Raw genomic sequence first — 10,552 nt, 5'->3', positions numbered from 1 at the left:
AGTGGGGGTGATCGACCTGAAGAAAAAGTCGATCACCATGGGTAAAGGATGTTAAAAAGTGTTCACCATGTCCCCGAACACCTGTCTACCATGTCCCCGGACTGTACACTCCCACAGGGAGAGGGAATTCGATCGTAGGGCGGGTAAGCGCAGCGCCACCCGCCAGATTTTTACAGCCAGTTCCGGCGCTTAAAGTACAGATACGGCGCCAGCCCGGCGAGGATCATAAAGATAATCGCCCCCGGGTAGCCAAAACTCCACTTCAGCTCCGGCATAAACTCAAAGTTCATCCCATAGCTGGATGCCACCAGCGTCGGCGGCAGGAACACGACGGAAACCACCGAGAAGATCTTGATGATGCGGTTCTGCTCGATGTTGATAAAGCCCATCGCCGCCTGCATCAGGAAGTTGACCTTCTGGAACAGGGATTCGTTGTGCGGCAGCAGGGATTCGATATCTCGTAAGATCTCACGCGCCTGCTCCAGCTGACCGCCCGGCAGACGCGCTTTACGCACCAGGAAGTTCAGCGCGCGCTGGGTATCCATCAGACACAAACGCACTTTCCAGCCGATATCTTCCTGCTCCGCCAGCGTCGAAAGCGCTTCGTCATATTCATCGCCCTGATGGCCTTCCATGATCACGCGGCTCAGCTTTTCCAGGTCGCTGTAGATGTTCTCAATCTCGTCCGCAAGCTGTTCAATTTTGGTTTCGAACAGATCGAGCAGCAGCTCGTAAGCATTACCGTCCACCATCGCCTGACTGCGGGCGCGCATGCGGTAGAGACGAAACGCAGGCAGTTCGCGCTCGCGCAGGGTAAACAGACGACCATCGCGGATGGTAAACGCCACGGTGGAGTTACCCGCGTGGTCATCAGCGTCTTCAAAGAAGAAGAAGGAGTGAATGTGCAGCCCGTCTTCATCTTCAAAAAAACGTGCGGATGCTTCGATGTCTTCCAGTTCAGGACGCGTTGCCAGGCTTTGCCCCAGCTCAGATTGTACGCGAAGGCGCTCATCGTCGTCCGGCTCGACAAGATCCACCCATACGGCATCAACGAGGGGCAGTGACTCTTCGGCTTCAAGCCGAGTCAGTCGGTTATTTTCGAGTTGAAATGCGCTCAACATGACCGGGACTCCCAATGCAAAAAATATCGGACAGTTCGGTGGGCACACAGAAACAATTTGGGTTTCAGACCATTAAACAGCCTGACTCAGCGCGACGGGAATAATGCAGTCGCTGACAACCACTAAGGCCATCAGCAAGAGGAGATAGCCTTAGGAGTTGTTCCTGGATGACAGGGAATTGAGCCAGTATCTACTGGGTGTGTCCAAGGCGAATGTCCTCTTAGCGTAATCGTGCGCGCATGTTACGCCAGCAGTAACTGTGGCGTCAACACGCAACGGAACGCTGAAGGGCATTAATTGACCTTCAACGTATAAGGTTAGCAGATTATTACAAAATAATGATATTTTTCTGAATGTTACACTGTTTCCAGCCTGGCGTAAGCAGCCACCAGCCATTTGATCCCCTGGCCCTGGAACGCCACCTGTAAGCGGCTGTGTTCACCGCTACCTTCGAGGTTCACGATAGTGCCTTCACCAAATTTCGAATGACGCACGCGCTGGCCCAGCTTGTAGCCAGTATCGGTTTCAGCGATGGGTGAACCCATGCGCTGATGGCTGACCGGACGGCTGATGCTCGCCCGCAGACGCACCTCTTCCACACACTCTTCCGGCAGCTCGCCGATGAAGCGCGACGGACGGTGATAAACCTCTTTGCCGTACAGACGGCGGGTTTCGGCGTAGGTCAGCGTCAGCTTTTGCATCGCACGGGTCACGCCCACGTAGGCCAGACGACGCTCTTCTTCCAGACGCCCGCCTTCATCCAGCGACATCTGGCTCGGGAACATCCCCTCTTCCATGCCGACGATAAACACCTGCGGGAACTCCAGACCTTTGGCGGAGTGCAGGGTCATCAGCTGAACCGCATCCTGCCAGGTGTCCGCCTGCCCTTCTCCCGCTTCCAGCGCGGCGTGAGAGAGGAACGCCTGCAGCGGCATCAGGTCTTCGTCTTCTTCGTTGTAGCTGAACTGGCGCGTTGCCGTCACCAGTTCCTCTAAGTTCTCAATACGGGTCTGGCCCTTCTCGCCTTTTTCCTGCTCGTACATGATGCGCAGGCCGGAGTCTTTAATCACCCGGTCGGTCTGCACGTGCAGCGGCATATCGGCCGTTTCCTGCGCCAGGGCGTCAATCAGTTCGAGGAAGCGCTGTAATGCACTGGCGGCACGTCCGGCGAGGGCTTTTTCCTGCATCAGCTCGCGGCACGCCTGCCACAGCGTAAGCTGGCGGTCGCGCGAGGCCTGACGCACCACGTCCAGCGTGCGGTCGCCAATTCCGCGCGTCGGCGTGTTGACCACGCGCTCAAACGCCGCGTCGTCGTTGCGGTTGGCGATCAGGCGCAGATACGACAGCGCATCTTTGATCTCCTGACGTTCGAAGAAGCGCATACCGCCGTAAATGCGGTACGGCATGCTCACCTGCAGCAGCGCCTCTTCCAGCACACGCGACTGGGCGTTACTGCGGTAGAGAATGGCGCACTGCTCCAGCGCGCCACCATTGTCCTGCCAGGTTTTGATGCGGTTTACCACGAAGCGAGCTTCGTCGAGCTCGTTGAAGGCGCAGTAAATCGAAATCGGTTCGCCGTCGACGCCGTCGGTCCACAGCTTTTTACCCAAACGCCCGTTGTTGTTTTCGATCAGGGCGTTAGCCGCGCTGAGGATGTTGTTCGTCGAGCGGTAGTTCTGCTCCAGGCGGATAGTTTCCGCGCCAGGGAAGTCCTTGAGGAAGCGCTGGATGTTTTCCACCTGCGCCCCGCGCCAGCCGTAGATCGACTGGTCGTCATCGCCTACGATCATTACTTTGCCGGTATCACCGGCCAGCAGGCGGATCCACGCGTATTGGATGTTGTTGGTATCCTGGAATTCGTCCACCAGGATATTGGTGAAGCGTTCACGGTAGTGCTGAAGGATGTGCGGCTTGTTGAGCCACAGCTCGTGGGCGCGCAGCAGCAGCTCGGCGAAATCCACCAGACCGGCGCGATCGCACGCTTCCTGATAGGCCTTGTAGACATTCTGCCAGGTCTGCTCGACCGGGTTGCCGAAGCTCTGAATGTGGTGCGGGCGCAGCCCCTCGTCTTTCTGGCCGTTGATGTACCACATCGCCTGACGCGGCGGCCACTGCTTCTCGTCGAGGTTCATCGCCTTGATCAGGCGCTTCAGCAGGCGCAACTGGTCTTCGCTGTCGAGGATCTGGAAATCCTGCGGCAGGTTGGCGTCCATATGGTGCGCGCGCAGCAGGCGGTGCGCCAGGCCGTGGAAGGTGCCAACCCACATGCCGCCCTGGCTGGTGCCCATCAGCTGTGCGATACGGTGGCGCATCTCTGCCGCCGCCTTGTTGGTGAACGTGACCGCCATAATGGAGTACGGCGAGCAGTTTTCCACGCTCTGCAGCCAGGCGATACGGTGAACCAGCACGCGCGTCTTACCACTGCCCGCCCCAGCCAGCACCAGCATGTTGGTGCGCGAGGCCGCTACGGCTTCACGCTGTTTGTCATTAAGGCTGTCGAGCAGGTAAGAAACGTCCATTGGCACCGTCACATAGTATTCAGGAACACAGCAAAACGCCCGGTGGCGCTTCGCTTACCGGGCCTACAACTGCAAAACCCTGGTAATTTATACAATATTACTGGTGATTATATCAGCGTCGTGAGGGATGCCAACCGCGAAATTTCTACGTGGGGCAGAAGACGGCTATCCTGCGTGGTCATCAGGTCAGCGTTTTCCGGCTTGATCCAGCAGGCCTGCATGCCGCAGCGAATGGCACCCGCTACGTCCGTGGTCAGATCGTCGCCCACGTGCAAAATTTCACCGAGCGGCAGGTTCATTTTTTCCGCTGCCAGATGGTACATATCGCTGAACGGCTTCGAGCGCCCGTGCGGACCCGCGCGCAGCACGAACTCAAAGTAATCGCCGAGGCCAAAGAGTTCAGGCTGGGCGTTACCGTTAGTGATGGCCACCAGCGGCCACTTTTCGGCAAGCTTCGCCAGCGTGTCGTGGGTCTCCTGCGGCACGTCGATACGGCTGCGCCATTTGGCGAAGTTTTCCATTGCCGCTTCGGCACCGATGGCCGCGTCCTGTACGCTCAGGCCCACGTTGAGCATCGCCTGCTCAACCGCACGACGACGCCATTCGGTCACGTCGTGGTAAATCTCCGGCTCGGTCTCCCGCAGGGACTGACGCAGCTGCTGGAAGTCCTTGTTCTGCATCGCTTTCAATGCCGGATGGTAGTTCTGCACAAACGCCAGCGACTCCTGCTCGGTACGCAGGATCACCTCGCGGTTGTCATAAAGGGTGTCATCAAGGTCAAACGTCAGGGCCGAGATCTGACCGAGTGGGCGGTAAAAACGCATTATTTCCCCCGTTTGGCGCGTGGATGCGCCGCGTCATACACCGAGGCAAGGTGTTGAAAGTCTAAGTGGGTGTAGATTTGAGTGGTCGACAGGTTCGCGTGACCGAGCAGTTCCTGCACGCCGCGCAGATCGCCGCTCGACTCCAGCATGTGGGTGGCGAACGAGTGGCGCAGCTTGTGCGGGTGAACGTGGCTGTTCAGCCCCTGCTTGATGCCCCACTCCGCAAAGCGCTTCTGCACGTTACGCGCCGAGATCCGCTTGCCAAGCTTCGACAGGAATAGCGCATTCTCCTCTGCGCCAAACAGCCCGCGCAGATCCAGCCAGTGCTCAATCCAGGAAACCGCGTTGCGGCCAATCGGCAGGCGGCGCTCTTTGCTCCCCTTGCCCATTACCCACACTTCGCCGGATTCCAGATCGAGATGCTTTAAATCGAGGTTTACCAGTTCAGAGAGACGCAGGCCCGCGCCGTACATCACCTCCAGCATCGCGCGGTCGCGCACGGCCAGCGGATCGTTGAGATCGATATCCAGCAGGCGATTTACGTCGTCGACATCGATATTTTTCGGCAGATGCCGGGGGGCTTTTGGCGTGGCGATGCCTTTCGCCGGGTTGGCTTTTAAGCCACCCTGGCTCACCAGCCAGTCGAAGAAACTGCGCAGGGCGGAAAGCCTGAGCGCCAGGCTCGCCGGGCTGAGGTTTTTTTTACGGCTACGCACAACGAACCCGCGCACCGTGGCAGCATCACATTGTTGCCAGCTTTTCAGGCCGATTTCGTCGGCAATCTGCATGATGGCATCAAGCTGACGCTGATAGTTAAGCAGCGTTATGGGGCTGAGCTGACGTTCCACGCCCAGATAGCGCAGAAAGCGCGTGACGTCTGCGGCGAGCGGTGCGTCCGTCATACGCGCTCAATCCAGCGCTCCAGCAGCTCGGGCAGCATCAGGGCGATCTCCTGCAGCAGGTGCGTACCCTGCCCCTGCTCATAATGATGCGCGTCACGGCTGGTAAATAACATCACCCCCAAATCGCCATCGCGCCCCATCAGCGACATCGCCACCGAGCCAATCGCTTTGGCTTCCGGCAGCACCACCAGCAGCTCTGGTCCGTTCAGCGGCCCCAGATAGTGGTGCTCATGGCCCAGACGCTGAATGCGCAGCGACTCAAACGCCTGACGGCTCAGCGCCAGATGAGTAAACCCGGACGGCGCGCCAATGCGCCAGCGGTCCGGGAACAGGCGAATCGTTGCGCCCGCCAGCCCAAGCTCACGCGCCCAGCGGTGGAAGCGGCTGAGGAACTCTTCAAGGCTGTGCGCCGAGGCCAGACGCGCCTGCAGGTGCAGCAGACGATAAAACAGGCTCTCGTTATTGCTGGCCTGCTCCATCAGCAGCGTCATGTTCTCTTCAAGCTGATTGATGTGCTTGCGCGAGCGCGCCATGTGCCATTCGACCAGCGACACGGTCTCGCGAACCGGATGCGGTACGCGCATCTGTTCAACGACGCGCGCATTGCGGATAAAAAACTCAGGATTGTTCAGCAGGTAATCAACAACAGCGCTGTCATCCAGCTCCGTCGTTATTTCCTGCAGTTCTTCCCCTGGTTGTTTCATAGATGGATAAACCCGTCATAAACATGTGTCGCCGGGCCCGTCATATACAGTGGATGACCCGGTCCTTTCCAGGCGATATCAAGCCGACCGCCCGGTAATTCCACGCGAACCTCTTCTGCCAGTAACCCCTGAGAGATGCCCACAGCAACTGCCGCACAGGCACCGCTTCCGCAGGCCTGGGTTTCGCCTGCGCCACGCTCGTAAACCCGCAGGCGAATGTGCTCGCGCTTCACCACCTGCATAAAGCCGATGTTCGCGCGCTCCGGGAAACGTTCGTGGCTTTCCAGCACCGGACCGAGCGTTTCAACCGCGGCGGTTTCCACATCATCAACCTGAATCACACAGTGCGGGTTACCCATCGAGACGACGCCGCACAATACTGTCTGCTCGGCCGCACGCATAATATAGGTCTTTTCCGCTTTGTTTGCGCGGAACGGCACGGCGGAAGGCTCGAAGTTTGGCTCGCCCATATTCACGCGTACCAGCTCGTCATCGGTGACGCTGAGCACCATGCGGCCATTGGCGGTGCTGACGCGAATATCGCGCTTGTTGGTCAACCCTTTCAGGCGGACAAAGCGGGCAAAACAGCGCGCGCCGTTACCGCACTGGTTAACTTCACTGCCGTCAGCGTTAAAAATGCGGTAGTGGAAATCGAGATCGGGATCGTAAGGCGGCTCGACCACCAGCAGCTGATCGAACCCCACGCCCACGTGCCGGTCCGCCAGGCGGCGAATCAGCTCCGGGGAGAAAAACACATTCTGCGTTACCGCGTCTACGACCATAAAATCGTTGCCAAGGCCATGCATTTTAGAGAACTGCATCATTTGCTCCATTGCGCGGGTACAGAACGTAATCTGTCAGAGATTAACCTGAGTCGGGCCACCGTTATCGCCGCGATCGTTAGTATCTGGCGTTGTTGACTCAATGCCGCTTTGCACCGGTTTCGTTGGCGGCGGCGCGGTTTTATCCTCTGGCGGGAAGTACAGCGGTCCTTTCAGTCCACAACCAGTCAGGCTAAACAGCGTGATGAGAACGGCAAGCGTTCGGAAGACGTTTTTCATTATAAAGTTGCTCGTAAGTTCAAATCTGTTTCTATCATCGCAGGAGAAGACACAAAAGCAAGAGTTTGCCGCTTTCCTGCAACGGGAATTATTTAGGGTTATACTGCCGCCATCACGAAAAACAGGAACAAAACCATGAACGACAGTGAATTCCATCGCCTTGCCGACACCCTGTGGATGACCATCGAAGAGCGCCTTGACGACTGGGACGGCGACAGCGATATCGATTGTGAAATCAACGGCGGTATCCTGACCTTAAGCTTTGAAAACGGCAGCAAAATTATTATTAACCGCCAGGAGCCGCTTCACCAGGTGTGGCTGGCCGCGAAACAGGGCGGCTATCATTTCGATCTGAAAGACGGGGAATGGGTTTGCGACCGTAGCGGCGTACCGTTCTGGGATCTGCTGGAACAGGCGGCGACGGCGCAGGCGGGTGAGGCAGTGAGTTTCAGGTAGTTTTGTTGCCCGGTGGCGGCTACGCCTTACCGGGCCTACAACGGCTCGAAAAGCGTTAGCGCCACCCGGCGAAAAAAGTCAGGAGAAATACTGCTGCAACAGCGGCGCGGTATCCTGATTGGCAGGCGCAGCAGGTGTTACGGCCTGGGTCCGGAACGGGATCACCTGCGCACGACCGTCGACGTTCACAATCTGGTAGAACTGCGGCAGGTTAAAGTTGATAAAGCTTGAGCCATAGGTGAAGCGATCATGCGACGACGAGTAGAAGCGGCTGACGTCGCGCACCAGCTCCTCTTTGCTGCCTTCACAGTGGTGATACACCTCGGCGCGGTTAGTCTCATCAAGGATGTAGATATTGAACCCGGCATCCTCACCTGACTCTTCGAAGAAGAACTGAATAATCCCTTCGCTCGCAAAACCATCCACCACCTGCGGCAGTTTGACGTGGTTGGTTTCCACCTGCACCGACAGGCCATGCAGCTTGTTGTGCGAAATCGCGCCGTAGAACTCGATGGCATTTTCCAGCTTCTGTACCGACACGTTCAGGCGCTCGAAGAACAGCCCCCAGGTCTGGCCGGAGACGCGCAGCGCTTTAAAGCGCCCGGTTTCGTGACGGGTGCTGGAGAGGCGCAGTTCGATGCACTCAGAGACCAGCTGCTGCACGCGGGTACGAATCAAACCGCGCAGGTGCTGGCTGTAGCAGAACACTTCGACGCTGTCAGGCGGCGCGGCGTCCTGGTGCATCTTGCCAAGAATGGTTTTCAGCGCTTCGATCATCGCCTGCTCGCCGTTGAAGTGCAGGGTACGCACTTCGTTCCACGAGTTGCGGTACAGCAGGTCAACGCTGCCCACCAGGCAGTTTTGCTGCTCGCCAAAGCTGAAGACGTCCAGCTTGCGGAAGTCAAAATGGACCACCTGATTGCGGAAGGCCGCCGTCGGGTCGTATTCCAGGTTGACGATGATCGCCAGATGGCGAATCTCGCACGGGCTGTAGAGCGCTTTTGGCGTTGGCGCAGGCAGACGCAGCGGGAAGTGGTGCGAGACGTCAGCGACCATCTCCTGCAGCTTGGCTAAATCAACCACCTCGTTGCCTTTGATATACAGGCGCGTGCGCGAGGTCAGCAGGCCGTTAAACCAAGCCCAGGCCACCAGCTTGTTCAGGTAGCGGTTATACTCCAGCGGCTGATGGCTGATGATCGAATCCATGCTTGGGGCACGGTTGTACAGATACCACCCGGTGCGGTTTGCGCGGCCCGGCGGCACAAAGATAAAGGTCAGGTTCGGCTCTGACAGGTCAGGTGAAATCTGCGGGTTCACCAGGGTGACTTTGCCCGGCAGCGCTTCAAACGCGGCGTACAGCTTGCGGGTCAATACCCCGATGTCCTGCGGGCTGGCGGAAACGCTGAGGTTGTTACGGCGCGCAAAGCGGATCAGATTACGGTAGCTTTGCATCATCGCATCGAGCAGTTCGTTGTGCGCTTCACGCACCTGATCGATCTTCCAGTTGGCGCGGTTGTCGAGCATGGACAGACGCGCTTCGTCCCATCCCCACTCTTTGACTAACTGACTGACCACTTCACGACGCCAGCCAACGCAGGCGCGTTCGCGGCTCAGTTTTTCACAGACTTTGAGATAGAAACATCGACGCACCAGGTCAAGACGCGTGGTGTCATCAATGGCTTTCAGGTATTCGGTAACGCGTTCCAGCATCATGCAGTAAGCATCAAGCCCGTAGGAGACGATCTCCCCGTCGTGCAGACGCTGCTTGATGTCTTTCGCCAGCAGACGCGGCGTAGGATATTCCCAGGAATAGGCTTCCAGCAGCAGCGTTTTCAACACCGCTTTGTACGGTGAGTCGATGCTCTTATAAAGCTGCCAGAGGCTCGCGCCAAAGTACTCTTCGGCGGACAGAGAGCTCAGGCCGCCCAGATCCAGCCATTCGTTTGGCGTCAGTACGCCCTGCGAATAGAGCGACATGACGTAATCGTCGTAATGCTCTTCTTCATCGCACGGCACCATATTCCACAGAATACGCTTCCCGGCGAGGCGAACGGCAGTACGGTAGAATTCATCCAGCAATAAGATGTGCTGCGTCGAGCCGCAGTCTTCACCACCGAGACTGCCACTTTCGTTATGGCGGAAACGGTTTTCATCAATCAGGAAGAAGCTCACTTCCACGCCGAGCGACGCCGCCCAGCTCTCCAGCAGGCTGCATTTACGCTGCAGTAGCTGGCGCTCTTCGTTATCGAGCCAGGATTGATGGCAGACCCAAATATCCAGGTCAGAAGAACAGCTTTGCCCTACCGATGAGGTGCTCCCCATTGAGTAAACGCCAGTGATTGGCAGTTCACCTTTCGGAGAAACCTGAGGCGGCATGCCGCGGTAGAGTTCCAGCTCGTTCAGATAGTGCTGTTGGGTTTCATCAGGCGTGAAAAGGCAAATGCCCTGGGGAACGTTACCATCGAGGTAACCCGGCATCAGCGGATGGTGATAGTGCAATAATGTCGGCAGCAGACTGTATACCTGCTGGAAAGCAGGGCCCATGGCAGCAAGCGCGCGATCTACGCGCAGTTGATTTATGGCATCCAGTCTCTGTTTCAGAGTCTCAATATAGAGGTACAAGACGTATCGCCTGATGTTTCCGGGTGTCGTAAGCTATTCAAAACATGAATAACAGCGAGCCCGCAGTATTTCAAAAAGATAACCGTTACCCTTCTTTCGCCCTTATCATTATGGTGGTACCGACGAAAAAATGGTCTAAAACGTGATCAATTTAACACCTTGCCGGTTGACCGTAAAGAAAGATGCGCTACATACAAGTGTAGCACCGTTCTGTACGTGTAAATTCCTGAATACGGCTACGGCTGAAGAATATGCCGCCTTGTCCCTCTCACCCTTCATCAACCGTAAAACTGCCATCCCAGAGTCAACAATGTTAGGATGGTTAGCGATTGATAATGACGGT

10 protein-coding genes are annotated in these 10,552 nt (G+C 57.1%); 1 reads left to right on the top strand and 9 read right to left on the bottom strand.

What is annotated here, in order from left to right; genetic code table 11:
- Window positions 1-170 precede the first annotated feature (170 nt).
- The 8 genes from corA to lptM form a co-directional block, all read right to left on the bottom strand.
- Window positions 171-1,121 carry a magnesium/cobalt transporter CorA gene (gene corA / locus K5E19_RS17120; RefSeq protein ID WP_221552243.1) on the bottom strand — a complete coding sequence of 317 codons (951 nt, stop codon included), beginning with the start codon at window positions 1,119-1,121 and terminating at the stop codon, window positions 171-173.
- Between the two features lie 150 nt (window positions 1,122-1,271).
- A complete protein-coding gene (ysgD, locus tag K5E19_RS17115; RefSeq protein WP_212743980.1) occupies window positions 1,272-1,328 on the bottom strand; it encodes a YsgD/CorL family protein in 57 nt (18 codons plus the stop codon).
- 149 nt (window positions 1,329-1,477) lie between these two features.
- Window positions 1,478-3,640, bottom strand: a complete 2,163-nt coding sequence (gene uvrD, locus K5E19_RS17110) for a DNA helicase II (protein ID WP_221552241.1) — start codon at window positions 3,638-3,640, stop codon at window positions 1,478-1,480.
- 107 nt (window positions 3,641-3,747) lie between these two features.
- The gene (gene yigB, locus K5E19_RS17105; protein ID WP_221552240.1) at window positions 3,748-4,464 is read right to left on the bottom strand and encodes a 5-amino-6-(5-phospho-D-ribitylamino)uracil phosphatase YigB; all 717 of its coding nucleotides are present in this window, start codon (window positions 4,462-4,464) and stop codon (window positions 3,748-3,750) included.
- On the bottom strand, window positions 4,464-5,366 hold the full coding sequence (gene xerC, locus K5E19_RS17100) for a tyrosine recombinase XerC (RefSeq protein ID WP_221552239.1): 903 nt from the start codon (window positions 5,364-5,366) through the stop codon (window positions 4,464-4,466). Before xerC ends, yigB begins: the two co-directional genes overlap by 1 nt.
- Window positions 5,363-6,070, bottom strand: coding sequence for a DUF484 domain-containing protein (locus K5E19_RS17095; protein WP_221552238.1), 708 nt, complete (start codon window positions 6,068-6,070; stop codon window positions 5,363-5,365). The genes xerC and K5E19_RS17095 overlap by 4 nt, the downstream gene beginning before the upstream one ends.
- Window positions 6,067-6,891, bottom strand: coding sequence for a diaminopimelate epimerase (gene dapF, locus K5E19_RS17090; protein WP_061096761.1), 825 nt, complete (start codon window positions 6,889-6,891; stop codon window positions 6,067-6,069). The genes K5E19_RS17095 and dapF overlap by 4 nt, the downstream gene beginning before the upstream one ends.
- A 36-nt stretch (window positions 6,892-6,927) precedes the next feature.
- A complete protein-coding gene (gene lptM, locus K5E19_RS17085) occupies window positions 6,928-7,131 on the bottom strand; it encodes an LPS translocon maturation chaperone LptM (protein WP_221552237.1) in 204 nt (67 codons plus the stop codon).
- Between the two features lie 135 nt (window positions 7,132-7,266).
- Here lptM and cyaY point away from each other — a divergent pair, with 135 nt between their 5' ends.
- Window positions 7,267-7,587, top strand: coding sequence for an iron donor protein CyaY (gene cyaY / locus K5E19_RS17080; RefSeq protein WP_045403860.1), 321 nt, complete (start codon window positions 7,267-7,269; stop codon window positions 7,585-7,587).
- Between the two features lie 78 nt (window positions 7,588-7,665).
- Here cyaY and cyaA read toward each other — a convergent pair whose 3' ends face one another.
- The gene (cyaA, locus tag K5E19_RS17075; RefSeq protein WP_221552236.1) at window positions 7,666-10,209 is read right to left on the bottom strand and encodes a class I adenylate cyclase; all 2,544 of its coding nucleotides are present in this window, start codon (window positions 10,207-10,209) and stop codon (window positions 7,666-7,668) included.
- Window positions 10,210-10,552 lie beyond the last annotated feature (343 nt).

Origin of the sequence: Enterobacter sp. RIT637 (assembly GCF_019718755.1) — a bacterium.
In the GTDB taxonomy this organism is placed as follows: Bacteria; Pseudomonadota; Gammaproteobacteria; order Enterobacterales; family Enterobacteriaceae; genus Enterobacter.
Note: the sequence above shows the minus strand (reverse complement) of the source record. Positions and strands in the feature narration are given on the sequence as shown.

Coding starts and splice junctions, on each gene's coding strand:
- cyaY (WP_045403860.1), top strand. CDS start 7,267: ATGAACGACAGTGAATTCCATCGCCTTGCCGACACCCTGTGGATGACC.
- xerC (WP_221552239.1), bottom strand. CDS start 5,366: ATGACGGACGCACCGCTCGCCGCAGACGTCACGCGCTTTCTGCGCTAT.
- yigB (WP_221552240.1), bottom strand. CDS start 4,464: ATGCGTTTTTACCGCCCACTCGGTCAGATCTCGGCCCTGACGTTTGAC.
- lptM (WP_221552237.1), bottom strand. CDS start 7,131: ATGAAAAACGTCTTCCGAACGCTTGCCGTTCTCATCACGCTGTTTAGC.
- uvrD (WP_221552241.1), bottom strand. CDS start 3,640: ATGGACGTTTCTTACCTGCTCGACAGCCTTAATGACAAACAGCGTGAA.
- corA (WP_221552243.1), bottom strand. CDS start 1,121: ATGTTGAGCGCATTTCAACTCGAAAATAACCGACTGACTCGGCTTGAA.
- dapF (WP_061096761.1), bottom strand. CDS start 6,891: ATGCAGTTCTCTAAAATGCATGGCCTTGGCAACGATTTTATGGTCGTA.
- K5E19_RS17095 (WP_221552238.1), bottom strand. CDS start 6,070: ATGAAACAACCAGGGGAAGAACTGCAGGAAATAACGACGGAGCTGGAT.